Genomic DNA, 25,052 nt, shown 5'->3' with positions numbered 1-25,052 from the left:
CTTTCGGAATGCGCGTTTCATGCCATAAGGAGCCCATGACCACGCTCCCTGACCCCGCCCGCTTCGCCCATGTCACCGACTGGGTCTTCGATCTCGACAACACGCTCTATCCGCATCATTCGAATCTGTTCTCGCAGATCGACGTCAAGATGACCGCCTATGTCGGCGAACTGCTGGCATTGCCGCGCGACGATGCGCGCAAGTTGCAGAAGGAACTCTACCGCGAATATGGCACGACGCTGAACGGCCTGATGACACGTCATGGCATCGACCCCGACGATTTCCTCGAGAAGGTCCACGACATCGACTATTCATGGCTGGTGCCCGATCCCGTTCTCGGCACCGCCATCCGCCAGCTTCCGGGCCGCAAGTTCATCTTCACCAATGGCGACCGCAGGCACGCCGAGCGCACCGCGCGCCAACTCGGCATCCTCGACCATTTCGACGACATCTTCGACATCGTCGCCGCCGGGCTCAATCCCAAGCCGGCGCGCCAGACCTACGAGAAGTTCGCCGAACTGCACGCCGTCACCGGCCACAATGCGGTGATGTTCGAAGACCTTGCCCGTAACCTGTCGGTGCCGAAGTCGCTCGGCATGACCACGGTGCTTATCGTGCCGCGCAATTTCGAGCCGACCTTTGCCGAGATCTGGGAGCGCGACCCGACCAACGAGGACGACGTCGATTTCGTCACCGACGATCTGGCGGGGTTTCTGACGGCGATTGTGGAGGGGGAAGGAAGAGGGGAATTGAAGAATTGAAGAATTGAAGAATGAAGGACGGTCTCTACGGATCAATTCCCCCAGTTCTTCAATTCGTCAGTTCTTCAATTCCACTCCCCTACTCCCCTAATTTGTAGAACCGGCTGATGATCCCCCAGGCTTCATCGGCGGTGTCGACGAAGTCGATGATGTCCTGGTCACCGGGACTGATCGTGCCTTGCTCGGCGAGGAAATCGAGATCGATCGCCCGCTTCCAGAACGATTTGCCGAACAGGATCACCGGCACGCGCTCCATGCGCCCTGTCTGGATCAGGGTCAGCGTCTCGAAGAATTCGTCCATCGTGCCGAAGCCGCCCGGAAACACCGCGACCGCCTTGGCGCGCATGACGAAATGCATCTTGCGGATAGCGAAATAATGGAAGTTGAAGCAGAGCTCCGGCGTCACATAGATGTTCGGCGCCTGCTCGTGCGGCAGGACGATGTTGAGGCCGATCGACGGCGCGCCGACATCGTCGGCGCCGCGGTTTCCCGCTTCCATCACGCCGGGCCCGCCACCGGTCACCACGACATATTCGCGGTAATAGGAGGTAGCCGACTGTTGCGAGCAGAGGCGGGCGAATTTCCGCGCCTCCTCATAGTATTTGCTGTTTTCCTCGAGGTTCTTCTTCTGCGTCTCGTTCTTGGCCGCCCAGGCCTCGCCGCCGGGTTCCGGCAGGCGCGCGCCGCCGAACAGGATCACCGTCGAGCGGATACCGCGTTCGGCCAGGATCATCTCCGGTTTCAGGAGTTCGAGTTGCAGCCGGACCGCGCGCAACTCGCGCCGCGTCATGAAGTCGGGATCGTTCCAGGCGAGCCGGTAGGTTTCGGCACGCGTCTGCGGCGTGTCCGGCACACTCTTCGACCGCTCCAGATCCTCGTCCGAATGCGGCAGTGGCGTCCAGCCCGCCTTTTCCATAGGTGTCATACGCTCTACCCGTCCAAATTCTTAACTTGCGCCGCCCCATGACGCAGCCGCGATTGACCCTCACCAAGGCTTCACATAAGCAGGTTCCGCAAAAGTGTCCCGCGGTTTTGTGACAAGAACCTGCTACATGCAAAGACGCAAGCATGCGAAGCATGCATGGGGGTCCGCGCGACTTTCAAAACAGGTTAAGGCGCAGCCCCTTAACAGCTTGGTAATGGAGCGAATTCATGTCGAAGCCCGATCTGGCGAGCCTCGAAAAGACCATCGAGAAGGCCTTCGAGGAACGCGACGCGATTTCGACTGCGACGCGCGGCGAAACGCGCGATGCCATCCAGTCGGCGCTCGACCTGCTCGACCGCGGCGCCGTCCGCGTCGCCGAGCGGCAGGCCGACGGCAAGTGGCATGTCAACCAGTGGCTGAAGAAGGCCGTGCTGTTGTCCTTCCGGCTCAATCCGATGGAGATCATCAAGGGTGGTCCCGGCGAAGCGATGTGGTGGGACAAGGTGCCGTCGAAGTTCGATGGCTGGGGCGCTGTCGATTTCGAAAAGTCGGGCTTTCGGGCCGTGCCGGGGTCGATCGTGCGTCGCTCGGCCTATATCGCGCCGGGCGCCGTGCTGATGCCGTCCTTCGTCAATGTCGGCGCCTATGTCGATACAGGCACCATGATCGACACCTGGGTCGGGGTAGGCTCCTGTGCCCAGATCGGCAAGAACGTGCACCTTTCCGGCGGCGTCGGCATCGGCGGCGTGCTGGAGCCGATGCAGGCCGGCCCGACCATCATCGAGGACAATTGTTTTATCGGCGCGCGTTCGGAAGTGGTCGAAGGTTGCATCGTGCGCGAAGGCTCGGTGCTCGGCATGGGCGTCTTCATCGGCCAGTCGACCAAGATCGTCGACCGCGCCACCGGCGAGATCTTCTATGGCGAAGTGCCGCCGAATTCCGTCGTCGTCGCCGGAACGATGCCGGGCAAGTCCTTTCCTAACGGCGAGCCAGGTCCGAGCCTCTACTGCGCCGTCATCGTCAAGCGTGTCGACGCCAAGACCCGCTCCAAGACCTCGATCAACGAATTGCTGCGCGATTGATCTTTGCGCAAAGCGAGCGCACCTTCCGCCGGCGCGACAATCGGTCGCGCTGGTTCAACATGGAGGGGTGACATGGACTGGAAGGATCTGCTCACAAGTTTTGATGGTCGCATAAACCGTGGCAAGTTCTGGGCAGCGATTGGCGTTTTCATCGTCATTGGCATCGTTGCCTTTATTCTCGATGCGATTCTCGGTACACGCATCACCACCGCCAGTGGCGCCCAGATCGGCATCATCGGCATTCTCATCGCTCTGGCCTCGATCTATTTCGCACTCGCAGTCTACGCCAAGCGCTGGCATGATCGCGGCAAGTCGGGCTGGTGGAGCCTGATCATGCTGGTGCCGCTCATCGGCCCGATCTGGTTTCTGGTGGAATGCGGCATTCTCGAAGGCGCCAGGGGCGCCAATCAATATGGACCGGACCCGCTTGCCTGACAGATCAGATCTCACCTGGCTTTTCTTCAAAACCTCGGGCCGCGTCAGTCGCGCGGCCTATTTTCTTGGCGGGTTGCTCGTCGCCATCATCCAGGCCTTCCCGCTCTACCGCTTCACGCTGGTGCCGGAAGGTTCGGCCGAGAGCAACATGTGGTCGTTCATCTTCTTCGTCGCCTTCATCGCCTCGCTGTGGTCGAACATCGCCCTGGCGGTGAAGCGGCTGCACGATTTGGACAAGCCGGGCATTGCCGCGCTGATCCTGTTCGTGCCGGTGGTCTCGATCGTCGCCTTCCTTGTGTTGTGCCTGTTTCCGGGGCAGCCTGGACCCAACCGCTATGGCCGGCGCACCAACGAGCCGGAACAATCCTGAGGGCCGATCGGACATGCGCTACCGCACGCTTGATCCGAAGCTGATCATCGAGACCGCGGAACGGCTGGAGACGCGTGTTGCGGAGCGTTTCCCCAAGGCCGGCCTGCGCGGCGTTGCCGCCGAACTGGTCTCGCTGTCGCGCGATCTGGCACAGGGCGCCAAGGCCCTGGAAGCGCCGATCTGGTGGCTGCGCGGCCTCATCGTCGCCGCTGTCGTTGCCGGCGCATTGATGTTCATCTTCGTCGGCACCGTCCTGCCATTCGACCGCATTTCCAAACCCGGTGATGCCGTCCAGTCGGTGCAAGGCATCGAAGCTTCGCTCAACATGTTCATCCTCGCCATTGTCGGATTTCTCGCCTTGATCCGCTCCGAGGAGCGCATCAAGCGCAAGCAGGTCTTTCGCCAGCTGCATGGCCTGCGCTCGCTGATCCACGTCATCGACATGCATCAGCTGACCAAGGATCCGGCGGCGCTGTCGGCCGATTTCAAGCCGACGTCGCATTCGCCCGCCCGCATCACCAATGCCGCCGACCTGGCCCGTTACCTCGATTATTGCTCCGAAATGCTGTCGATCACGGGCAAGATCGCCGCATTGTTCGCACAGTCGGTCAATGACGACGTGGTCATCGACGGCGTCAACGACATCGAGAACCTGGCGTCAAACCTGTCGCGGAAAATCTGGCAGAAGATCACGTTGATCGACGGCCGGCCGGTGCAACAACCTGCTCCGGCGGCAGGCCCGGCGAGCCAAGCCGCTCCGCTTCCGCCGCGCGCACCAAGGCGGTGATCCGCTGAACCGTCGGCACGGGCGTGCCGACCTTCCCCGCCAGCTGCAAGATGGCGCCTTGCAAGTCGTCGATCTCCGTCGGCCGGCCGCGCTGAAGATCGTCCCACATCGACGAGCGCGCCTGCGCGTCGATCGCCAGCATGCGCCGCGCCAGAAGCTTGAACAGCCAGTCAGGCAGCCTGAGCACCTTCGGCAGCAGCGCCGGCCGCAGGCCGGCGATCCGCGCCGGCTCGATGCCGGTCGCTTTCATCGCCGTGAGCGCCTCGTCGATCTGGCTGGCCAGGATCAGCCGCCAGCGCCGATCGGCCAGTTCGGCCGTCAGCGGCAGGCCGGAAAGCGCCACCAGTGCGTTGTTCAAATTCATCAGCAGCTTGCCCCACAGCACAGCCTTCATGTCGCCACGGGTTTCGACCGCAAACCCTTCGACTCCAAGCAGGTCGGCCAAGCCGGCGTCGCCATCCTCGACCATTACCGTGCCGTCGCTGGCGCGGTGAACGCGCAGCGGCAGTTCGCTGTCCGGCGACTGCACCACATTGAACGGCACCATGCCGGCCAGCACCGTACGTCCGGCAAGTTCAGCGCGCAGCCTGTCGGCATTGCCGACACCGTTCTGCAGGCTGATCACCACGGCATCGGGGCGGGCATGGGCCTTGATGAGGTCCGCCATATCCTGGGTGGCGCCGCTCTTGACCGTGACCAAGATCACGTCCGCCGGCGGCAGGGCGACGGCCGGATCGGCGGTGACGACAAGCGCCTCGGGCTTGATCGAGCGATCGGGGCCCTGGAGGTCGCTGACCCGCAATCCACCCTGCCGCAACGCTGCCTCGATGCGAGGCCGAGCCAGCAGAATGACCTCTCGGTTGGCCAGCGCCAGGCAGCCGCCGGCATAGCAGCCGATGCTGCCGGCACCGGCTATGACGATCCGTTTGTGCTTGTCTGCCATCCTGCCGCCCGCGCCGGGTCGCAACTATAAGACATGAAAACCATAATATCGGCGGTATCGCCAGCCATGACGCTGGCCCCTATGTCTGGCCGTGACAGGCCCTGCGCTTTCGACTATCGCTTTTGCCATGACGCTGCCGACCGATCCCGCCGAAAACCTCGCCGCCCTTATCCGTTGCGCTTCGGTGACGCCCGCTGAGGGCGGCGCGCTGACCGCGCTGGAGACGATGCTCAAACCGCTCGGCTTCCTGGTCGATCGGCCGGTGTTTTCCGAAGACGGCACGCCCGATATCGAAAACCTCTATGCAAGGCGCTCCGGCAATGGCCCGCATCTGATGTTCGCCGGACACACCGACGTGGTGCCTGTCGGCGACGAAGCCGCCTGGACGCATCCGCCTTTCGCCGCCGAGATCGCCAATGGCGAGATGTATGGCCGCGGCGCCGTCGACATGAAGGGCGGCATTGCCTGTTTCATCGCCGCCGTGGCGCGCCATGTCGAGGCCAATGGCGGTCCGAAAGGGTCGGTCTCGCTGCTGATCACCGGCGACGAGGAAGGCCCCGCGATCAACGGCACGGTGAAGCTGCTCGAATGGGCGGCTTCGCGGGGCGAGAAATGGGATGCCTCTGTCGTCGGCGAGCCGACCAATCCGGACGCTCTCGGCGACATGATCAAGATCGGCCGCCGCGGCTCGATGTCCGGCGCCGTCACCGTCAATGGCCGCCAGGGCCATGTCGCCTATCCCCTGCTTGCCGACAATCCGGTGCGCGGGCTGATGAGCCTGGTCGACGCCTTGCTGCATCCGGTTTTCGACAAGGGAACCAGGGATTTCCAGCCGACCAATCTGGAGATCACCTCCATCGATGTAGGCAACCCCGCCACCAATGTCATTGCGGCCAAAGCGACCGCGACCTTCAACATCCGCTTCAACGACACCTGGACGGACGAGACCCTGCAGGCCGAGATCCACAACCGGCTCGACCAGGCGGCCAGGCGCAAGAAGTACCGGCAGGGCAAGAAGACGCCGGTCGACTACGAGCTCGTCTGGCGCGACCGGCCTAGCCATGTCTTTCTGACGCGCGACGACAGGCTTATCGAAACGCTGCGCGGCTCGATCAAGTCGGCGGTCGGCAAGGAGCCGACGCTGTCCACCTCCGGTGGAACGTCCGACGCGCGTTTCATCAAGGACTATTGTCCGGTGGTCGAGTTCGGGCTGGTCGGCAAGACAATGCACATGGTCGACGAGCGCGTCGCCATTGCCGATCTCGAAACGCTGACGCAAATTTACCAGCGCTTCATAGAAGACTGGTTCGGACAGGGCTGAACGGCATGCTTTCGGCGGACGAAACCCAAGCTTCGCTGACGGGCGCCTGGCGATTGATGCTCGGCAAGGTCGACGGCCTGCGCCTGCTCGACCTATCGGCCGACGGCTTCTGGAATTCCTTCTTCGCCATTGTCGTTGCAGCACCGGCGCTGATCGTCGGCTGGGTCGGCATCGCCAACGAAATCGGCGATCCCGACGCCTTCGCGGGGCGCTTCAGCATGCTGGTGCGCCTGGCGACGGTCGACATCGGCTCCTGGGTGCTGCCGCTGGTTGCGCTCGCTTTGATCGCGCCGCGCGCCGGCATCGGCGGCCGCTTCGTCCACTACGTCGTCGCCAGCAACTGGGCTTCGGCCATCACCGCCTGGCTGATGCTGCCCTCGGCGCTGATCCGGCTTTTCCTGTCGTCCGCAAGCCAGGCTGCGAGCCTTGTGTCGCTGTTCCTGTTTGCCCTGTCGATGGTGCTGACCTGGCGCATGACCAACGCCACGATCGGCAGGGGCGCATCGGTCGGCACCGCCGTTTTCGTCGGCATGTTCATCGCCTCGCTGCTGGTGCTGTTCGGCCTGCAGACGCTGCTCGGCATCACCGTGCCGGACGATGTCGGAGTTCAGAGCCTGTCCGGGCTCGTCTCGACTGGATAATCGACACCGGTGAGAAACAGCCCGTCGGGCGGCGCCACCTGGCCGCAGGCGGCGCGGTCGTGCGCCTCGAGCGCCGTTTTCAGGTCGGCCGCGCTCCAGCCGCCGTCGCCGACGCGCTTCAGTGAGCCGACCATCGAACGCACCTGGTTGTGCAGGAACGAGCGCGCCGAAGCCCTGACCTCGACTATGTCGCCCTGTCGGCTCACATCGAGCCGTTCCAGCGTCCTGATCGGGCTGTTGGCCTGGCACTGGGTCGAGCGGAAGGTGGTGAAGTCATGCCGTCCGAGCAGGACTTTCGCCGCTTCGTGCATGGCGCCGGCGTCGAGCCGCTTCGGCACCCACCACACCTTGCCCTTGTCGAGCGCGGCCGGGGCACGGCGGTTTAGGATGCGGTAGAGATAGTGGCGGCCGATGGCCGAGAAGCGGGCGTCGAAGCTGTCGGAAACGACCGTCGCTTTCAAGATGGCGATGCGCGCCCCGGCCGCCTGCAGATGGGCGTTGACGGCATCGCGCACCTTGTCGCCCGGCCACGCCTTGACGAGATCGACATGCGCCACCTGCGCTGTCGCATGCACGCCGGCATCGGTGCGGCCGGCGGCGCGCAGCCTGATCGCTTCGCCGCAGAATTTTTCGATCGCCCGCTCGATCGCCTGTTGCACCGAAGGCTGATCCGCCTGGTGCTGCCAGCCGGCAAACAGGCTGCCATCATATTCGATGTCGAGGCGAAAACGCGGCATTTGCGACTAGAGCTCTCGCCTCGGGCAATTCCAGGAAAAGTGTGAAACGGTTTTCCGTTCGGAATTGCGTTCAAACAAAGAGGTAGAGCAGTTCGCCGTTTCCATGAAACGGTGGACTGTTCTAGGCGGCGAGAGCGGTGAAGGCGGAGGCGTATACCAGCCTGCCGGCGTCAGGCGCGTCGCCCCAAGCCAGCGCCTGCAGCGCTTCGCCCTGGTATTCGCTCTCGAAGTTCTCGGCACGCGTGTGGCTATATCCGAAACGCCCGTAATAGGTGGGGTCGCCGAGCACCACGGCCAGCGTTTCGCCGGCATCCCTGAGGCGGATATGCGCCTCGCGGATCAGCGCGCCGCCGATGCCGCTGCCATGGAACGAGGGCTCCACCGCCAGCGGCGCGAGCGCCACGGCGGCGAAGGTCTTGCCGCCATTCTGGACGAACAGCCGCGAAAACAGGATGTGGCCGACCACCTGGCCGTCCTCTTCCGCCACCAGTTCGGCAACAGCGTTGCCGCCAGTCACCAGCGCGTCGACCAGACCGGCCTCCGCCTGCTGGCCGAAAGCGTGTTCCTCGACGAGGCGGATGGCCTCGCGATCCCGCGGCGTTGCCGCGCGTATCGACATCATGCTCATGAGAATTTCAGTCCTTTTTCGATCTTGGCCCCGCGCAGGAATTCCGACGCGGCAGCGGGCTTTCCGCCCGCCCGTTGAACTTCGACCAGCCTGATCGCGCCTGCCCCGCAGGCGACCGTCAGCCGGTCATCGAGAATTCCTCCCGACTCGCCCAACTCTTCCCAAAGCGACAGGCCTTGCGACAGCGTCGAGCGAAGCAGTTTCAGCCGCTCCCGGCGGCCGCCAATTCCTATCTCCGACCAGGCGCCGGGAAAGGGCGACAGGCCGCGAATATGATTGTGGACCTCACTTGCTGAGCGAGTCCAGTCCACGCGAGTCTCGGATTTATCGATTTTCTTGGCGTAGGTCACCCCCTCCACAGCTTGTGTGGTGAATGTCAGGGTGTTCCCTTCCAACCGCGCCAGCGCTTCCACCATCAAGGCAGCACCGACGCTCATCAACCGATCATGCAAATCGCCGGCTGTCATATCGGGTTCGATGGCGCATTTTTCAATCAGCCCGACCGGGCCGGTGTCCAGCCCCTCTTCCATGCGCATCACCATCATGCCGCTTTCCAGGTCGCCGGCCATGATGGCGCGCTGGATCGGCGCGGCCCCGCGCCAGCGCGGCAGAAGCGACGCATGGCCGTTGATGCAGCCAAGCCGGGTCGCCTCCAGAACCGCCTTCGGGAGCAGCAAGCCATAGGCGACGACCACAGCGACGTCGGCCCGCAAGGCACGGAAGGCGGTCTGCTCGGCCTCGCCTTTGAGCGAAACCGGCGCTCGCACCTCGATGCCCAGTCGCTCCGCCTCGCGCTGCACCGGCGACGGTGTCAGCTCCAGCCCGCGCCGTCCGGCAGCGCGCGGCGGCTGGGTATAGACGACTGATATCTCATGGCCAGCCTCGGCGATCGCGCGCAAAGTCGGCACCGAAAACTCCGGCGTGCCCATGAAGATGACGCGAAGGGGCATTTTTCTTCCGAGACCTTCTCTCTACCTGCGCCGGGAAGTCAGCTCAGGCTTCAAACGGGTTTACCAGCTTCAGGTCAAGTCCGTCGAAGTCTCGAACGTTGCGGGTGGCAAGCGTGGCGTCGTGCACCTGGCAGATCGCAGCTATCATCGCGTCCTTGGTTTCGACAGGTCTGCCAGCGAGTCGTCTTGCCGCGGCAATGCGGCCATAGTGTTCTGCGGGCAGATCCCCAAAAACCAGGATCCGACCCGAAAATTCGCCCCGGATCCTCGAAATGCTTTGGAGAAGACCATCCCGCCGGATGGCCTCCTGAACGAGGTAGGCTCCGAAATAGAGCTCTGCAAAAACAATGGTGGAGAGGAAAAGGGTCGCAGGCTCTTGGCCATTCAACCAGTTGAGAACGTTTTTGCTCCGTTGCCGCGATAGCACGTCCGATATGACGTTGGTGTCCAGTATAATCATTTCGGTCAACGGAAATCAGGCGGCCCACGATCGGCCTCACTTCGCGACCTCGCTATTTCCTGAATCTCGTCGCTTGTGAAACGATCATCGCCGACGAGCGAATAGAGGCGATCGCCGACTTTTTCGGCGCCAGCAAATTGTGTTGCAAAACCCTTCTGTATCAAGACGACCGCTTCCTCCGAAAGGCTGCGCCTGTTCAGCCGCGCACTTTCCTCGAGACGCCGTTTCAATTCCGGATTGATCCCACGGATCAGCATGTCACCCATAGACACCTCCTACGTGATATCACTGATATCACAGCAGGTCGGTATTTTCAATCGAAGGTTCGTGAAGCTGAACCGCCGAGGCTGAGCGGAGGGGCCGTGCTCCGACAGAGCATGCCCTATCCCACCAGCTTGCCCGGCGCTTTGTCCTTGGCGAGCTTCTTGAATTTCTTCACGACCATGTCGCGCTTCAGCTTCGAGATGTGGTCGATGAACAGGACGCCATTGAGGTGGTCGATCTCATGCTGCAGGCAGGTGGCCATCAGGCCCTCGGCCTCCATCTCCTGCAGCTTGCCGTCGCGGTCGAGATATTTGACCCGTACGGCGGCCGGGCGTTCGACCTCGGCGTAATAATCCGGGATCGACAGGCAGCCTTCCTCGTAGACCGAGCGCGCGTCGGCGCTCTCCAGGATTTCCGGATTGATGAAGACATGCGGCGCCGGCGTCTCGTCTTCCTTGGCGAGATCGATCACCAGCAAGCGCAGCGGCTCGCCGACCTGGATTGCCGCCAACCCAATGCCCGGCGCGTCATACATGGTCGCCAGCATGTCGTCGGCTAATCTGCGCAGGGGCGCGTCGACACGCTCCACCGGTTGGGAAACCTGGCGCAGGATGGGGTCGGGAAGGATGATGAGCGGCTTGATCGGCATGGCGTTCCACGTAAGACCTCCAGCGAAAAGCGTCAACCGGTTGGCATGAGGCTCGTTCACGTTTTGATCTGTGCTATCGCGGCGAATCGTCTATGCTGTCCACATGAATGATTTGAGCACCATCCTTTCGGAGCCTGTCGCCCGGCTTGGCGCCACAACCATCACGCTCGGCCATGCGCTGGCCTTCGGCGCTTTGCTGTTTCTGGCCCTGTTCGTGGCGCTGGTCGTTGCGCTGTGGCGGTCGGCGAAGGCGCGCGCCGTGGCGGCTGCGGAAGCCGCCGATCATGCCCGCGATGCCGAGGCGCGGATGGCCGGAATTCTGCAAAGCCAGGCCGAAATGCAGGGTCGCATGGGCGCCATTGCGGAAGTGTTCGGCGCACGGCAGGCGGAGCTGACGCAATCGATCGGCCAGCGCCTGGACACCATGACCGGCCGGCTCGGCCAGACCATGACCGAGCAGACGAAATCCACGCATGAGAGCCTGGCCAAGTTGCAGGAGCGGCTGGCTATCATCGATGTCGCGCAGGGCAACATCCAATCGCTCGCCGGCCAGGTCGTGCAGCTGCAGGCGATCCTCTCCAACAAGCAGACGCGCGGTGCTTTCGGCCAGTCGCGCATGGAGGCGATCGTTGCCGACGGCCTGCCGCATGGCGCCTATGAATTCCAGGCGACGCTGTCGAACGGCAGCCGTCCCGACTGCCTGGTGAAGATGCCGAACGGCGCGCCGTCGCTGGCCATCGACGCCAAGTTTCCGCTCGAGGCCTGGAATGCCATCCGCGCCGCCGACGGCGCCGACCTGCAGAAGGCCGCCTCGCAGGCCTTCCGCCGCGACATCGAGATCCATGTCCGCGATATCTCGGAAAAATACCTGATCCAGGGCGAGACGCAGGACACGGCCTTCATGTTCGTGCCGTCGGAATCGGTGTTCGCCGAGATCCACGAGAATTTCGAGGCGATCGTCCATAAGGCGCACCGTGCCCGAATCGTCATCGTCTCGCCGTCGCTGCTGATGCTGTCGATCCAGGTCATCCAGGCGATCCTCAAGGATGCCCGCATGCGCGAACAGGCGCATCTGATCCAGGGCGAGGTCATTCGGCTGATGGAGGATGTCGCGCGTGTCGATGAGCGGGTGCGCAAGCTGCAGGTCCATTTCGGCCAGTCGGCCAAGGACATCGACGACATCCTGGTTTCGACGTCGAAGGTCACCAAGCGCGGCCAGAAGATCGAAGCGCTGGAGTTCGGCGCGCAGCCCGACGGCGATGCCGCCGCGGACGCAGCGTCACGGGCTCCCGCCGCGAAAGTCGATACTGGCGCGCGCGTTGCCGATTCGAAAACCGGGCAGCTCAGGCTGAGGGTCGTCGAAGGCGACGACTGAGCAGCAGCGCCGGATCCGCCCTACTGCTCTTCCTTGGTCGTCATACCTGGGAATTCCGGCAACCAGGGCAGCGCCGAGCGGTGCCAGCTTTGCCGTCTCGGGACCAGCTGTTCACGTTGCCGCGCCGTGCCGACCCGGATGCCATAAACCTTCGGCCCGTCGCCAACCGATGTCGCGTAGAGATGCGAGCCGCACTCGCCGCAAAAGCCCTGCGCGCGCTTGTCGCCGCTCGATCCTGTCTTGATATAGACCTTTGGCGCACCCTTGGTGATCCGGTAGTGGCCTTCCGGCGCGCCCACGGTCACGCGAAAAGCCGTTCCGGTCAGTTGTTGGCAATCGGTGCAGTGGCAGATTCCGGTGTTCTCCGGGTCGACCTCCGCCTCGTAGGTGATGGCGCCACAATGGCAGCCGCCGTCGATTTTCATCTTCGCTCCTCCAAAGTCCCTTTAATCCTAGCGGGGGAAGACCGTGAGGCAATGGCGCAGCGCTAGTCCAGAGCCGGATCGGATGCGTTCTCGATCAGCCTGCGCCGCTGCTCCCAGGTGCCTGACGTCTGCGGCTTGACGAACAGCCGTGTGATCTCCGGCATCTCCTTCTTCAGCTGCGCCTCCAGGCGCTCGACGCAAGCTTCGATCTCGGGCGCCGTCAAATGGTCCTCGAACTCGATGCTCAGGCCGGCGACGATCTCTGCCGGCCCCATATGGACGGTCAGGACGCCGTTCGCCCGCTGCACCGCCGGATCCTGCTGGGCGATCGCCAGCACCTTCATCTGCACCTCGAGCGAGGCCGGCTCGCCGATCAGCAGGCCCTTGCTTTCGCGGGCCAGGAAGATTGCCGTCGCGCCCAGGATCAGCCCAATGCCGATGGAGGCGGCGCCGTCGAGTTCCGGCATCTCCAGAACTTCCGCCGCCAGGATGCCGGCGAACGCGACGATCAGGCCGAGAAGTGCTGCGCTGTCCTCGAACAGCACGGTGTAGACGCTCGGGTCCTTGCTCGACTGCACCGCCCGCAGCCAGCCCTGCTTGCCCTTCTGCTGGCGGAACTCTTTCAGCGCCACCCACCACGAACTGCCTTCGAACAGGAAGGAAAGGCCGAGCACGATGTAGGTCACCTCGGCGTTGGCGACCGGCTCCGGCGCCATCATATGGATCACGCCTTCGTAGAACGACACGCCGGCGCCCAGCGCGAAGACGAGGAGCGCGACGATGAAGCTCCAGAAGTAGAGTTCCCGGCCGTGACCGAGGGGATGCGTCCGGTCGGCCGGGCGGGCGGCACGGTGCATGCCGTAGAGCAGCAGGCCGCCATTGCCGGTATCGACCAGCGAATGCACGCCCTCCGACAGCATCGCCGAACTGCCGGTAAAGGCGGCGGCGGCGAACTTGGTCAGCGCGATGGCGAAATTGCCGGCGAGCGCCGCGTAGATCACCTTTTTTGAGCCGCCGTGCCCGGCCATGGTGCTGTCCCCATTCGATGCACACCCAGTCTAATGGTCAGATGGAAGAAGCTCCACAGCCACCACAACGTGTGAACCGCTGGCTCGTTCAAAAACGGCGGTCGTTAAAGAGGTCTGTCGTTAGAGACTGGTAGGCAGAACGACTACTCGATGATCTCGCTGGTCCACACCTTGAAGCCGGCAAGCGTTCCCGGCCCGAATATATGGGTCAACGGAACGTCGGCGGCGTCGCGGCCGGAGGCGATCAGGATGCGGCCGATGCGCGGTGCATTGTTGCGCGGGTCGAAGACATGCCAGCGGCCGCCGAGATAGACTTCCATCCAGGCGCAGAAATCCATGCTCGCCCATGGTTTCGGCATACCGATGTCGCTGATGTAGCCGGTGCAATAGCGCGTCGGGATGTTGAGTGCCCGGCAGAAGGTGACCGCGAGATGCGCATAGTCGCGGCACACGCCGCTCTGTTCGCGATAGGCTTCCGCGGCGGTGCGTGTCGGCCGAGCATTGCCGTAGTTGAAGACGATGTGATTGTGGACGAAGTCGCAGACCGCCTGCACGCGCGGAATGCCCAGCGGCGTGTTGCCGAACAGCCGCCACGCTTCATCAGCCAGAAGGTCGCTTTCGCAAAAACGGCTGGGCAGCAGAAACAGCAGCGTGTCCGCCGGCAGATCGCGCACCTCGTGCTGCCAGGCCATCAGGTCGCCCATCTCGAAAGTGCCGGGATCGCGGATCACCGCGTCGGTGCCGAAGGTGAAACGCCCGGGTGGCGCGACGAACCGGTTGCACCAGTTGCCGAAACTGTCGCGATAGCTTTCGATCGGCACCGGCGGGTTGGAGATCAGGAAATCCGGCCGCTCGAGATCGGAGGCACGCGAATAGTGGACATTCAGCATTGCGATGAGCGGCGTTTCCTGCGGAAAGTCGAAGCTCATCTCGCAGCCGATGTGAATTCGCATTGTCGTCCTGACGGCCTGCCTGACGATCACCGGGCGGAGGCACGGGTTGATGCTGCAGTGCGAAGACAACCATGGCATGGACCGCCATGGTTTACGAGCAAATTAGAAACCGGTTGAAAGCGAGCCGCTGACGGCGGCAGCAGTCGCTAACCCCTTGCAGTCCGGCGGTTCTCTTGTTTCACTTCGCTTCCCACATCAGGAGGAACGAATCATGGCTAAAGGTGCGATGAAGGCAGGCAAGGAAGCCCGCAAGCCGAAGAAGGACGCCAAGAAGCCCGCCCCGGCTCCGGCCCTGAAGGCGCCGCCGGTGAAGGCGATGAAGCTCAAGGACAAGTAAGTCCGGCCGATTTGCTTCGAAATGGGATTGCGACCGGCAGCGCTGTTGCCGGTCGTTGTTGATCGAGCGCTCGAAATTCCTATCTTGGCGTGGCGGGGACGACCTCGCGCTTCCCCAAAATCCGGACGGGACGACCCGCCATTGTTTGACTGATCGTCGGACGCCGAAAATCGCTTTTCGGCCCGATGCTCTGATGGAGCGTTGTCGATGTCGTGGATTCTTCTCTTTTTCGCCGGCCTGTTCGAGATCGGCTGGGCAATCGGCCTCAAATACACCGATGGCTTCTCGAAGCTGGTGCCGACCGTGCTGACCGTTGCCTCGATGGTCGTCAGCCTCACTCTGCTCGGCCTGGCGCTGAAGGCGCTGCCCGTCGGCACCGCCTATGCGGTGTGGACCGGCATCGGCACCGTCGGTACGGCACTGCTCGGCATCTGGCTGCTCGGCGAACCAGCCACCGCGATCAGGCTGGCCTGCATTGCGCTCATTGTCTGCGGCATCATGGGATTGAAGTTCGCCGCCTGACCGATAGCGCTTCTTGTTTTATGCATGTCGTCCTCCCAAAACCGGGACCACTTATGGGCGACATGCATGGGACAAACACAATCAGGGCCGCTGCGAGGCGACCCTGATTCTCGAAGCCGATTGCTTCGTAGCCTGGAGGCTAGCGGGCCGAGAAGCCCGGCGGCGTCCTGCCGGTGCGCTGCTTGCGTGCCGCATAACGCGCGTCACGCTTGGCCTTGCGCTCGGCTTCATCGGCCAGAAAACGGGCGATGCGCTCGTTCTCTTCGGATTCCCGAATCTTGGCCTCAGCCTGTGCAGCTTCCTCGGCGGCGATACGTGCCGCTTCGGCTGCTGCCTCGCGCTCGGCCTTCTCGACCGCTTCGCGTGCCAGCTTCTCCTGCTTCAGCCGGGCCTTTTCGGCCTCGCGGATTTCGCGAGCCGCAAGGATAGCCTTGCGTTCAGCCTGCCGCGCCAGCACTGCGGGATCATCCGCCGCCGGCTTTGCCTTGAAGCGCTCGAGGAGCGCCTTCTTTGCCTCGTTTGCGGCGTTGCGCCGCTCGAAAACGTCTTTTTCCCTGTAGATAGCCAAGTCCACTTCCCTGAAGTCAATTCGCGACGCTTACATACGCGCGAAAACCGAGAGTTCAAGCGCCAAAACGGCATGGCAGCCATGAAATTGTCGGCTGTTGCAGCCGGGAGACGCCTTTGGAGCAATTCCAGGAGAAGTGTGAAGCGGTTTTCCCGGGAAAAGCGCGCAGCGCTTTCCCTTGGGAATTGCGACGAAGAGATAGAGTCGAAAACGACATGCACTGTTCACTGTCGCCCCTCTGGCAGCGAGGTTGGCGGATGGCTACGTCTAGCGGCAAATTCCAACATCAGGATGACATTAGATGGAACTCGGTCTCTACACCTTCGCCGACGTCAGCCCGCAGCCGGGCCCCGGCGCAATCGGCCCGCATGAGCGGCTGCGCAACCTGATCGAGGAGGTCGAACTGGCCGACCAGGTCGGCCTCGACGTCTTCGGCCTCGGCGAGCATCACCGGCCCGACTATGCCGCCTCCGCACCGGTCGTGGCCTTGGCCGCGGCGGCCGAGCGTTCGAAGCGCATCAAGCTGACCAGCGCGGTCACCGTTCTGTCTTCCGATGACCCGGTGCGCGTGTTCCAGCAGTTAGCCACGCTCGACCTTCTGTCGGGAGGCCGCGCCGAGATCATGGCCGGACGCGGCTCGTTCATCGAATCCTTCCCGCTGTTCGGTTACAACCTCGAGGACTATGACGAGCTGTTCGCCGAAAAGCTCGATCTGCTGCTTGCCATCCGCGACAGCGTGAAGGTCACCTGGTCCGGCAATCTGCGCGCGCCGATCAACGATCGCGGCGTTTATCCCCGGCCCTTCCAGGACAGGCTGCCGGTCTGGATCGCCATTGGCGGCACGCCGCAGTCTGCCGCCCGCGCTGGCGCGCTCGGCCTGCCGCTGGCGCTCGCCATCATTGGCGGCGAGCCGGCGCGTTTCGCGCCGCTGTTCGATCTCTACCGCGAAGCCGCCAAGCGCGCCGGTAGTGATCTGGCGGGCCTCGCCACCAGCATCAACGTGCACGGCTTCATCGCCGAGACGACCGAGCAGGCGGCCGACGATTTTTACGGCCCGCAGGCGGAGGTGATGAACCGCATCGGCCGCGAGCGCGGCTGGGGTCCGACATCCCAAGCGCATTTCGACCAGTCGCGCGGCCCGAACGGGGCCTTGTTCGTCGGCGGCCCCGAGCAGGTCGCCGAAAAGATCGTCGCCCAGCACAAGATCTTCAAAAACGACCGCTTCCTGCTGCAGATGGCGATCGGCACCATGCCGCATGCCAAGATCATGAAGGCGATCGAACTCTACGGCACCAGGGTGGCGCCAATCGTACGCAAGGAAACAGCCAAGGCTGAGCCGGCACCGGCAGCGCCGGTCGCCTGACCCGGAGTCCGGTGCGAGCGGCCTCATTCCGGAAGCCGGCTCATGGAACCTGCGCCCATAACTCTGCGTTCATGCAGGCAATAGCCGATCGCCGAGGGCGCCGGCTCGAGGGTGAGCATGAAAACCGAACCCGCTGCCTTGGCTCACGCCGTCGCCGACGAATCGGATTCGCGCGTTGCGGCCCGCGCCGACACGCATCTGATGCGTTCGCTGCTCGTCGGCATTTTCCTGTTCATGGCCATCTATGCACTCTACTTCGCTCGCGCTTTCTTCATGCCGGTCATTCTGGCTTTCCTGCTGGCGCTGACGCTGACGCCGATCGTTAGGCTCCTGCGCAGGCACGGCATCTCCGAAGTGATTTCGGCGACCCTTCTGGTGCTGGTGTCGATCTGCATCTTTGCCAGCGTAGGCTACCTGCTCAGCGGACCGATCATCGACCTCATCAACAACACCTCTTCGATAGGCCAGCAACTTGCCGAACGGCTGGCACAATTGCGCCGCCCGCTCGAGAAGATCATGCAGATTTCGCATCAGATCGAACAGCTGACCCAGACTTCGCAGGAGCCGGGCATTCAGAGGGTGGCGGTGGCGCAGTCCGGCATCCTGTCGGCGGCCGCCAGCAACATCCTGTCGGCGGGAACAGGCCTGACCATCATCTTCGTGCTGTCGCTGTTCCTGCTCGCCTCCGGCACGATGTTTTATGAAAAGATCATCCAGTCCTTCGCCCGCCTCAGCGAAAAGAAACGGGCGCTGCGCGTCGTCTATGACGTCGAGCGCGAAATCTCGCACTATCTGCTCACCGTCACCATCATCAATGCCGGCCTTGGCACAGTCATCGCTCTCGGTCTGTGGGCGCTTGGCATGCCCAATCCGCTGGTCTGGGGAGCCGCCGCGGCGTTGCTCAACTTCTTGCCCTATGTCGGAGCGCTGATCACCATTGCGCTTGTCACGGTCATGGCGTTGATCAGCTTCGATACCATCTTCTACGCGCTTCTGGCGCCGGCCTTCGTGATCTTGTGCGACATCGTCGAAGGCCAGTTCGTGACGCCGATGGTGGTCGGCCGGCGCCTGGAGATCAACGCCGTGGCGATCTTGATCGCCATCGCCTTCTGGTCATGGCTGTGGGGCTTCGTCGGCGCCCTGATGGCGGTGCCGCTGCTGGTCGTCATCAAGGTATTCTGCGATCATTTCGACGGGCTCAGCCATGTCGGCAATTTTCTCTCCGCGCAGCACGCGGTTGTCGTCGAGGAGGACGACATCGCCGACCCCGAAGCTGTCAAAGGCTGATCAATATTTTTGAATTTGCGGCGCCGCCGGATGCTTCCTACATGCGGTCCTGACACAGGATCCCACCCATGACCGCTCTTTCCGTTCTCGACCTGTCGCCGATCGTCGAAGGCAGCGATGCCTCGCAGTCGCTGGCCAACTCGCTCGATCTTGCCCGCCATGCCGAGCGCCTGGGCTACAAGCGTTTCTGGCTGGCCGAGCATCACAACATGCCGGGTATCGCCAGCGCGGCCACAGCCGTCGTCATTGCCCATGTCGCCGGCGGCACCAAGACCATTCGCGTCGGCGCCGGCGGTATCATGCTGCCCAACCATTCGCCGCTGGTGATTGCCGAGCAGTTCGGCACGCTGGCCGCCTTGCATCCGGGCCGCATCGATCTCGGCATCGGCCGGGCGCCCGGCACCGACATGGGCACCGCCCGTGCCTTGCGCCGCAATCTCGAGGCCGGGGTCGACAATTTCCCTCAGGATGTCGTCGAGCTGATGGGCTATTTCCAGCCGGCCGAGGAGGGCCAGCGTATCCGCGCCGTGCCCGGCGAAGGCCAGGACGTGCCGGTCTGGATTCTTGGCTCCAGCCTCTACGGCGCGCAGCTCGCCGCCATGCTCGGCCTGCCCTACGCCTTCGCTTCGCATTTCGCGCCGGCGGAGCTGGATCACGCGCTGGATGTCTACCGCTCGCGCTTCCAGCCGTCCGAGCAGCTCGACAAGCCGCATGTCATGCTTGGCCTCAATGTCTTCGCCGCGCCCACCGATGCGGAGGCCCGTTTGTTGTTCACCTCGCTGCAACAGGCTTTCGTCAATCTGCGCACCGGTCGGGCCGGCCGGCTGCCGCCACCTGTCGAGAACTATGACCGCGATCTCGATCCCATGGCAAAGACAATGCTCGGCCAGGCATTGTCCTGCGCCGTCGTAGGCTCCCCGGAAACGGTGCGGCAAGGCATCGATGCCTTCGTGCGCCGCACCGGCGCCGACGAACTGATGGTCACCGCGCAGATTTTTGATCATGCGGCGCGGGTGCGATCGTTCGAGATCCTGGCCGAGGCGCACAAATCCCTGTCGCAGGCGGCCTGACAACTCCTGGTACGAATATACGCTGGCGAAAGACTACGCGCTTACGCTCTGCGCCATCGCCCCGAGCGGGCGGCATGAATTGCGGATCATCAGCCTACCCTTGAGCAAAAGCTTGCGCGGCGGCGCGTCCCTGTTGCCGGCGAGACGGTCGAGAAGCAGATTGGCCGCCTGTTCTCCGATCGCCTGCACCGGCTGGGCCACCGTGGTCAACTGCGGCTGGAACACGTCGGACCATGGAAAGTCGTCGAAGCAGGCGACCGAAATGTCTTCCGGGCAGGACAGGCCGATGTCGCGGATCGCCTTCATGGTGCCGATCACCATCGGGTTGTTGGCCGAGAAGATAGCACTTGGCCGATCATGCGAGGAAAGCATCTGCATGGTTTCGGTATAGCCGTCGATCTCATGGAAATTGCCGAAGCGGATCAGTTCTTCGGCGATCGGCAGGCCGGCGGCGTGAAGCGCCTCGCGATATCCTGCCATGCGGTCATGCATCGGCGAGATGTCCGAGGTGCCGGTGATGTAACCGATGCGCCGGTGGCCGAGATTGATCAGATAGGTGATGGCGTCGAACACCGCGCGCTGGTTGTCCAGCACCACGGCATCGGTGTCGACGCCTTTGCAGATACGATCGAGCAGCACGACCGGCACGTTGGCGTCGTCGACGATCCGCTTGAGGATCGCGCCGTCGCCGACGCGCGCCACGATCAGCCCGTCGACCATGCGGTCGAGCAGCAGCCTGATCTGGTCGTCCTGGGTGTTCAAATCCTCGTCCGTGCAGCACAGCATGACGGCATAGCCGGCCCGGTCGAAGGCCTGCTGGATGACCGAGACGACATCGGTGAAGAACGGGTTGGTGATGTGCGGCACGGTCAGTCCGATGGTGCGGGTCGTGCCCATCTTCAGGCTGCGGGCGATCGCGTTGCGCTTGTAGCCGATATCGCGGATCGCCTGCTCGATGCGCTGGCTAAGTTCCGGGCTGACCGTCGCCGTGCCATTGATCAGCGCCGAAACGGTGGCGACAGAAACCCGCGCCGCTTCAGCCACATGGAGCATGGTGGGCGCGGTGGATTTGCGGTGTCTTTTTTGCCCTGACGCTGTCATTTTCGAAACGTTTCGCCACCCCTTGCTGGCCAATACGTACGGAATCCTGTCCTTTTAAGCAAGAATCGAATTGCATCAAACGCCCGGCACCTTATATCGGCTTGACATGATCGAAACGTTTAGATTAGCGTTTGCGGGAAATTGACGACGACGGAAGGGAGGCCGCCATTGTCATGCAAGAGAGCAATTCCCTTTCCCCGCAGCACGATGCGACTGATCGGTCGGACACCGTTCTGAGTGCCGAGCGCATTTCCAAGAGCTTCGGCGGCATCGCCGCGCTTGTCGATGTCGGCTTTGAGCTGCGGCGCGGCGAGGTTCATGCCTTGATGGGCGAGAACGGCGCCGGCAAGTCGACGCTGATGAAAATCCTCTCCGGCGTCTATACCGGCTATGAAGGCACGGTCAGCGTCGATGGCCGCCCCGTCAGCTTCGCCGGAGTGCGCGACGCCGAGGATGCCGGCATCGCCATCATTCATCAGGAGCTCAACCTGGTGCCCGAGCTCAGCGTCGCCGACAACATTTTCCTCGGCCGCGAGAAGCTGATCGCCGGGCTGATCGTCGACCGCAAGGCAAGCAGCCGCGCGGCGGGTGCTTTGTTGCAGCGGCTCGGCATCGAACTCGATCCGCAAGCCCGCGTCGGCGCCTTGCGTGTCGGCGAGCAGCAACTGGTCGAGATCGCCAAGGCGCTGTCGATGTCGGCGCGCATCCTGATCATGGACGAGCCGACCTCGGCGCTGTCGCCGGCCGAATGCCAGCGGCTGTTCCGCATCATCCGCCAGCTTGCCGACAGCGGAGTCGCCATCGTCTACATCTCGCACCGCATCGACGAGGTCATGCATCTGGCCGGCCGCGTCACCGTGTTTCGCGACGGACGCCATGTGCTGACCGAGCCGATGGCCAGGCTCGACGAAGATGCGATCATTTCGGCGATGGTCGGCCGCAACCTGCTTGCTTCCTCCCAGGAAGAGCGCAACACCACTGGCATGACCGTGCTTTCGGTCGAAAACCTGTCGCTGTCGAAGCCCGATGCGCATGGCTGGCGCACCGTGATCGACGGCGTCGGCTTCGATCTTGCCGCTGGAGAAATCCTTGGCATTGGCGGGCTGCTGGGTTCGGGCCGCACCGAGATCCTGGAAGCGATCTTCGGTTCGAGCGATGGCCGCACCGGCGGCGAAATCCGTATCGACGGCCAGCGCATGGATATCCGTTCGCCGCGCGATGCAAGGCGGCTGGGCATCGCGCTGGTGACCGAGGATCGCAAGACGCAAGGGTTGCATCTGCAGGCTTCGATCGCGGACAATGTCGCGCTGCCGCTGGTCGGCTCGCTGGCCCGCTTCGGCATCCGCTCGCTGGCCGGCGAGCAGGGGCTGGCGCGGCAGGCGGTCGAGGCCCTCGGCATCCGCTGCCGGGACATCGATCAGCCCGCCGGTACGTTGTCGGGCGGCAACCAGCAGAAGGTCGTCATCGGCAAGTGGCTGGCAACCAGGCCAAGGGTGCTGCTGCTCGACGAGCCGACGCGCGGCATCGATGTCGGCGCCAAGCGCGAGATCTACGACCTGATCTTCAGGCTGGCGCGCGACGGCCTCGCCATCGCCGTCATCAGCTCCGAACTGCCGGAGCTGCTGCACCTCTCCGACCGCATCCTGGTGATGGCCGATGGCCGCCAGACAGGCATTCTTTCCCGCGACGCGGCCAGTGAGGAGGCCATCATGCGCCTCGCCGCCCCGCGTCGGACCATATCGAGACCAGCCGCATGACTGCCCTGAAACTCCTGTCCCGAACCAAGCTCTATTGGGGCCTGATCGCCATCTTCCTGATCGGCGTGCTCGGCTCGCCGATGAGCTCGAAGGGCAACAACATCTTCCTCTCCTACGGCAATCTGCTCGATGTGCTGCGCCAGGTGTCGACCACCGGCCTGATCGCCACCGGCATGACGGCTGTCATCATCACCGGCGGCATCGATCTCTCCGTCGGCTCGCTGATGGCTATCTGCTCGGTGGTCTGCGCCATGCTGCTGACGGTTCCAGGCGTGACGCCGGGCGTCGTGCTGGGCGTGCCGACCGTCGCGCTGGTGGCGCTTTGCCTCGGTTTCGTCGTCACCCGTTTCATTTTCCAGAACCTGGCAAAATCCCGCGCCGGCGCCGATCTCCTCCGCGAGATCAGGCTGGACGGGATTCGTGGGGTGGTCACGCCCGCCGTCGTCGGCGTGGTCCTGTGCTGCCTGTCGCTTTGGTACCTGCTGCCGCAGATCGATCCGAAATTCGGCGTGTTCGGCGTGCTGCTGGTGGCGCCATGCGTCGGCCTGCTGTGCGGCGCGCTCAACGGCTTCATCATCGTTGCCGGGCGCCTGCAGCCCTTCATCGTCACCCTGGCGATGATGGTGACGGCGCTCGGCATCGCACGGCTGACCGCCGGCCAGAACAATGCGGTGCTGCCGGTCTATACCGGCTCCAACGCGACCGCCGATTTCGAGATCCTGCGCTCGCTGGTGTTCGGCATCATCCCTATGCCGGGCCTGTTCTTCCTCGGCGCCATCCTGATCTATGGCGCGGTGCTGCGCTTCACGCCGTTCGGCCGCTATGTCTACGCCATCGGCGGCAACGAGGAGGCGGCGCGCCTCTCCGGCATCGCCGCCGGCCGCGTCAAGATCGCTACCTATGCTGTCTCCGGGCTGCTCGCCGGCATCGCCGCCGTGCTCTATGTCGCACAGTACCGGCAAGGCAAGCCGGATGCCGGCGCCGGGCTGGAGCTCGATGCCATCGCCGCCGTGGTCATCGGCGGCACCAGTCTGATGGGCGGGCGCGGCAGCCTCGTCGGCACGTTCTGCGGCGTGCTGATCTTCGGCCTGCTCTCCAACATCCTGCAGCTCCACAACATCAATTCGAACCTTCAGCTGGTGCTGAAGGGGATGATCATCATCGGCACCGTGCTCGTGCAGGAGCGCAATGCCGGTGATCTCCTGGCCTATCTGCGCCTGCCCGGCGGGCAATCGGCGCACAAGGAAACGGCCGCGGCAAAGCGGCCGTCGCAAGAGACACCGTCTCTCAATCTCGGAGGAAACAAAAAATGAAACGACGTGACATGCTGAAGCTTGCCGCCCTGACCGCGGCGCTGCTGACCACCACCGCGCTTCTGACCACCGGCAATGTCTTCGCCCAGGACAAGAAGTGGAAGATCGGCTTCTCGCAGGTGACGACCATCGAGCCATGGCGCGCGCAGTTCAACAAGGACATCCTGGCCGAAGCCGCCAAGCATCCCGAGGTCGAACTGATCATCACCGACGGCGAGGACAAGACCGAAAAGCAGGTCGCCGATGTCGAGAACCTGATCCGCCAGGAGGTCGATGCGCTGTTGGTGTCACCGAAGGAATCTGCCGGCCTGACCGGCGTCGTGCAGCAGGCGATCGACGCCAAGATCCCGGTCTTCGTGCTCGACCGCAATGTCGACACCAAGGACTACACGCAGTTCGTCGGCGGCGACAACGCGCTGATCGGTCGCGCGGCCGGCGAATATGCCGTCGAACTGCTTGGCGGCAAGGGCAAGGCTGCAGGCAACGTCGTCGAGATCTGGGGCGGCATGGGCACCCAGCCGGCGCATGACCGCCATGACGGTTTCCATGAATTCACCGACAAGGAACCGGGCATCAAATATCTGCTCGACCAGCAATCGGGCGACTGGAAGCAGGACCAGGCCTACAATCTGATGGCCAACGCGCTGAAGAGCAACGAGAAGATCGATCTCGTTTACGGCCACAACGACCCGATGGCCTATGGCGCCTATCTCGCCGCCAAGGATGTCGGCCGCGAGAAGGACATCAAGTTCATCGGCATCGACGGCCTGCCCAATGAAGGCGTGCAGATGGTGAACAAGGGCGAGCTGACGGCGACCTTCACCTATGTCACTCCCGGCGCCGAAGGCCTGCGCCAGGCGATCAAGTTCCTCAACGGCGAGAAGGTCGAAAAGACCATCACTCTGCCGACCGAGAAGATCACCAAGGAAAACGCTGCCCAGGTGCTGAAGGACAACGGCCTCTGAGCCAAGCTTCCTGCCGGGTGCCTTTTTGGCGCCCG

29 protein-coding genes are annotated in these 25,052 nt (G+C 63.3%); 16 read left to right on the top strand and 13 right to left on the bottom strand.

All coding sequences use genetic code 11. The features are described from left to right. Window positions 1-35: 35 nt before the first annotated feature. The gene (locus NKJ04_RS01450) at window positions 36-761 is read left to right on the top strand and encodes a pyrimidine 5'-nucleotidase (protein ID WP_127272323.1); all 726 of its coding nucleotides are present in this window, start codon (window positions 36-38) and stop codon (window positions 759-761) included. Window positions 762-840: 79 nt separating this feature from the next. Here NKJ04_RS01450 and NKJ04_RS01445 read toward each other — a convergent pair whose 3' ends face one another. Further along, window positions 841-1,686: an LOG family protein gene (locus NKJ04_RS01445; RefSeq protein WP_013528481.1), complete on the bottom strand. Its 846-nt coding sequence runs from the start codon at window positions 1,684-1,686 to the stop codon at window positions 841-843. 227 nt (window positions 1,687-1,913) lie between these two features. Between NKJ04_RS01445 and dapD the strand changes: the two genes are divergently transcribed. The 4 genes from dapD to NKJ04_RS01425 all read left to right on the top strand — a co-directional run bounded on the left by dapD (window position 1,914) and on the right by NKJ04_RS01425 (window position 4,360). Continuing rightward, complete coding sequence (dapD, locus tag NKJ04_RS01440) at window positions 1,914-2,768, top strand: 2,3,4,5-tetrahydropyridine-2,6-dicarboxylate N-succinyltransferase (protein ID WP_023810768.1); 855 nt, start codon at window positions 1,914-1,916, stop codon at window positions 2,766-2,768. A 72-nt stretch (window positions 2,769-2,840) separates the two neighbouring features. Beyond that, the gene (locus NKJ04_RS01435; RefSeq protein ID WP_128304182.1) at window positions 2,841-3,203 is read left to right on the top strand and encodes a DUF805 domain-containing protein; all 363 of its coding nucleotides are present in this window, start codon (window positions 2,841-2,843) and stop codon (window positions 3,201-3,203) included. After that, entirely contained in the window at window positions 3,196-3,573 is a 378-nt protein-coding gene (locus NKJ04_RS01430) for a DUF805 domain-containing protein (protein WP_023810766.1), read from the top strand. Before NKJ04_RS01435 ends, NKJ04_RS01430 begins: the two co-directional genes overlap by 8 nt. 13 nt (window positions 3,574-3,586) lie before the next feature. Then, window positions 3,587-4,360, top strand: coding sequence for a hypothetical protein (locus NKJ04_RS01425; protein ID WP_023810765.1), 774 nt, complete (start codon window positions 3,587-3,589; stop codon window positions 4,358-4,360). Here the strand turns inward: NKJ04_RS01425 and NKJ04_RS01420 are convergent. Continuing rightward, a complete protein-coding gene (locus NKJ04_RS01420; protein WP_023810764.1) occupies window positions 4,263-5,303 on the bottom strand; it encodes a 2-dehydropantoate 2-reductase in 1,041 nt (346 codons plus the stop codon). The two genes, NKJ04_RS01425 and NKJ04_RS01420, sit on opposite strands and share 98 nt — an antisense overlap. A gap of 127 nt (window positions 5,304-5,430) precedes the next feature. Here NKJ04_RS01420 and dapE point away from each other — a divergent pair, with 127 nt between their 5' ends. Both dapE and NKJ04_RS01410 read left to right on the top strand, forming a co-directional pair. Beyond that, window positions 5,431-6,624 (top strand): succinyl-diaminopimelate desuccinylase, encoded by a 1,194-nt coding sequence (gene dapE / locus NKJ04_RS01415; RefSeq protein WP_352440610.1) that lies wholly within the window; start codon window positions 5,431-5,433, stop codon window positions 6,622-6,624. A 5-nt stretch (window positions 6,625-6,629) separates the two neighbouring features. Beyond that, complete coding sequence (locus tag NKJ04_RS01410) at window positions 6,630-7,265, top strand: transporter (RefSeq protein ID WP_352440611.1); 636 nt, start codon at window positions 6,630-6,632, stop codon at window positions 7,263-7,265. Here the strand turns inward: NKJ04_RS01410 and truA are convergent. The 6 genes from truA to def all read right to left on the bottom strand — a co-directional run bounded on the left by truA (window position 7,232) and on the right by def (window position 10,953). Continuing rightward, entirely contained in the window at window positions 7,232-8,002 is a 771-nt protein-coding gene (gene truA / locus NKJ04_RS01405) for a tRNA pseudouridine(38-40) synthase TruA (RefSeq protein ID WP_023810761.1), read from the bottom strand. The two genes, NKJ04_RS01410 and truA, sit on opposite strands and share 34 nt — an antisense overlap. Before the next feature lie 121 nt (window positions 8,003-8,123). Beyond that, on the bottom strand, window positions 8,124-8,630 hold the full coding sequence (locus tag NKJ04_RS01400; RefSeq protein ID WP_023810760.1) for a GNAT family N-acetyltransferase: 507 nt from the start codon (window positions 8,628-8,630) through the stop codon (window positions 8,124-8,126). Then, the gene (gene fmt / locus NKJ04_RS01395) at window positions 8,627-9,580 is read right to left on the bottom strand and encodes a methionyl-tRNA formyltransferase (protein WP_023810759.1); all 954 of its coding nucleotides are present in this window, start codon (window positions 9,578-9,580) and stop codon (window positions 8,627-8,629) included. Before fmt ends, NKJ04_RS01400 begins: the two co-directional genes overlap by 4 nt. Before the next feature lie 43 nt (window positions 9,581-9,623). Continuing rightward, complete coding sequence (locus tag NKJ04_RS01390; protein ID WP_023810758.1) at window positions 9,624-10,040, bottom strand: type II toxin-antitoxin system VapC family toxin; 417 nt, start codon at window positions 10,038-10,040, stop codon at window positions 9,624-9,626. Between the two features lie 5 nt (window positions 10,041-10,045). After that, window positions 10,046-10,306 carry a hypothetical protein gene (locus NKJ04_RS01385; RefSeq protein ID WP_023810757.1) on the bottom strand — a complete coding sequence of 87 codons (261 nt, stop codon included), beginning with the start codon at window positions 10,304-10,306 and terminating at the stop codon, window positions 10,046-10,048. 116 nt (window positions 10,307-10,422) lie between these two features. Next, on the bottom strand, window positions 10,423-10,953 hold the full coding sequence (def, locus tag NKJ04_RS01380) for a peptide deformylase (RefSeq protein WP_352673214.1): 531 nt from the start codon (window positions 10,951-10,953) through the stop codon (window positions 10,423-10,425). A gap of 103 nt (window positions 10,954-11,056) precedes the next feature. Here def and NKJ04_RS01375 point away from each other — a divergent pair, with 103 nt between their 5' ends. Beyond that, complete coding sequence (locus tag NKJ04_RS01375) at window positions 11,057-12,328, top strand: DNA recombination protein RmuC (RefSeq protein ID WP_352673009.1); 1,272 nt, start codon at window positions 11,057-11,059, stop codon at window positions 12,326-12,328. Window positions 12,329-12,348: 20 nt separating this feature from the next. Here NKJ04_RS01375 and NKJ04_RS01370 read toward each other — a convergent pair whose 3' ends face one another. The 3 genes from NKJ04_RS01370 to NKJ04_RS01360 form a co-directional block, all read right to left on the bottom strand. Next, a complete protein-coding gene (locus NKJ04_RS01370) occupies window positions 12,349-12,753 on the bottom strand; it encodes a GFA family protein (RefSeq protein WP_023810754.1) in 405 nt (134 codons plus the stop codon). 62 nt (window positions 12,754-12,815) lie between these two features. Further along, entirely contained in the window at window positions 12,816-13,781 is a 966-nt protein-coding gene (locus NKJ04_RS01365) for a cation diffusion facilitator family transporter (protein ID WP_023810753.1), read from the bottom strand. Between the two features lie 143 nt (window positions 13,782-13,924). Beyond that, window positions 13,925-14,734, bottom strand: a complete 810-nt coding sequence (locus tag NKJ04_RS01360; protein ID WP_023810752.1) for a transglutaminase-like domain-containing protein — start codon at window positions 14,732-14,734, stop codon at window positions 13,925-13,927. A gap of 211 nt (window positions 14,735-14,945) precedes the next feature. On the opposite strand from NKJ04_RS01360, the gene NKJ04_RS01355 reads away from it, so the two are divergent. Further along, window positions 14,946-15,071, top strand: coding sequence for a hypothetical protein (locus tag NKJ04_RS01355; RefSeq protein ID WP_013528464.1), 126 nt, complete (start codon window positions 14,946-14,948; stop codon window positions 15,069-15,071). A gap of 207 nt (window positions 15,072-15,278) precedes the next feature. Continuing rightward, a complete protein-coding gene (sugE, locus tag NKJ04_RS01350; RefSeq protein ID WP_013528463.1) occupies window positions 15,279-15,593 on the top strand; it encodes a quaternary ammonium compound efflux SMR transporter SugE in 315 nt (104 codons plus the stop codon). Window positions 15,594-15,732: 139 nt separating this feature from the next. Here the strand turns inward: sugE and NKJ04_RS01345 are convergent, their stop codons facing one another. After that, complete coding sequence (locus tag NKJ04_RS01345) at window positions 15,733-16,161, bottom strand: DUF6481 family protein (protein ID WP_023761392.1); 429 nt, start codon at window positions 16,159-16,161, stop codon at window positions 15,733-15,735. Between the two features lie 301 nt (window positions 16,162-16,462). Here NKJ04_RS01345 and NKJ04_RS01340 point away from each other — a divergent pair, with 301 nt between their 5' ends. From NKJ04_RS01340 to NKJ04_RS01330, 3 genes are all read left to right on the top strand, one after another. Further along, window positions 16,463-17,524, top strand: coding sequence for an LLM class flavin-dependent oxidoreductase (locus tag NKJ04_RS01340; protein WP_023810750.1), 1,062 nt, complete (start codon window positions 16,463-16,465; stop codon window positions 17,522-17,524). 117 nt (window positions 17,525-17,641) lie between these two features. Beyond that, on the top strand, window positions 17,642-18,811 hold the full coding sequence (locus NKJ04_RS01335) for an AI-2E family transporter (RefSeq protein WP_023810749.1): 1,170 nt from the start codon (window positions 17,642-17,644) through the stop codon (window positions 18,809-18,811). A gap of 68 nt (window positions 18,812-18,879) precedes the next feature. Then, window positions 18,880-19,881, top strand: coding sequence for an LLM class flavin-dependent oxidoreductase (locus NKJ04_RS01330; protein ID WP_023810748.1), 1,002 nt, complete (start codon window positions 18,880-18,882; stop codon window positions 19,879-19,881). Window positions 19,882-19,914: 33 nt separating this feature from the next. On the opposite strand, the gene NKJ04_RS01325 is transcribed toward NKJ04_RS01330, so the two are convergent. Beyond that, complete coding sequence (locus tag NKJ04_RS01325; protein WP_352673003.1) at window positions 19,915-20,934, bottom strand: LacI family DNA-binding transcriptional regulator; 1,020 nt, start codon at window positions 20,932-20,934, stop codon at window positions 19,915-19,917. Between the two features lie 221 nt (window positions 20,935-21,155). Here NKJ04_RS01325 and NKJ04_RS01320 point away from each other — a divergent pair, with 221 nt between their 5' ends. The 3 genes from NKJ04_RS01320 to NKJ04_RS01310 are packed head-to-tail and all read left to right on the top strand — an operon-like array spanning window position 21,156 to window position 25,017. Continuing rightward, window positions 21,156-22,739: a sugar ABC transporter ATP-binding protein gene (locus tag NKJ04_RS01320; protein ID WP_352673000.1), complete on the top strand. Its 1,584-nt coding sequence runs from the start codon at window positions 21,156-21,158 to the stop codon at window positions 22,737-22,739. Next, a complete protein-coding gene (locus tag NKJ04_RS01315; protein ID WP_352672997.1) occupies window positions 22,736-24,052 on the top strand; it encodes an ABC transporter permease in 1,317 nt (438 codons plus the stop codon). The genes NKJ04_RS01320 and NKJ04_RS01315 overlap by 4 nt, the downstream gene beginning before the upstream one ends. Beyond that, window positions 24,049-25,017 (top strand): substrate-binding domain-containing protein, encoded by a 969-nt coding sequence (locus NKJ04_RS01310; RefSeq protein WP_352672994.1) that lies wholly within the window; start codon window positions 24,049-24,051, stop codon window positions 25,015-25,017. The genes NKJ04_RS01315 and NKJ04_RS01310 overlap by 4 nt, the downstream gene beginning before the upstream one ends. The last annotated feature ends 35 nt before the right edge of the window (window positions 25,018-25,052 follow it).

Origin of the sequence: Mesorhizobium sp. M0618 (assembly GCF_040320765.1) — a bacterium.
In the GTDB taxonomy this organism is placed as follows: Bacteria; Pseudomonadota; Alphaproteobacteria; order Rhizobiales; family Rhizobiaceae; genus Mesorhizobium.
The sequence above is the reverse complement of the archived record's forward strand: the minus strand, read 5'-3'. Positions and strand labels throughout refer to the sequence as shown.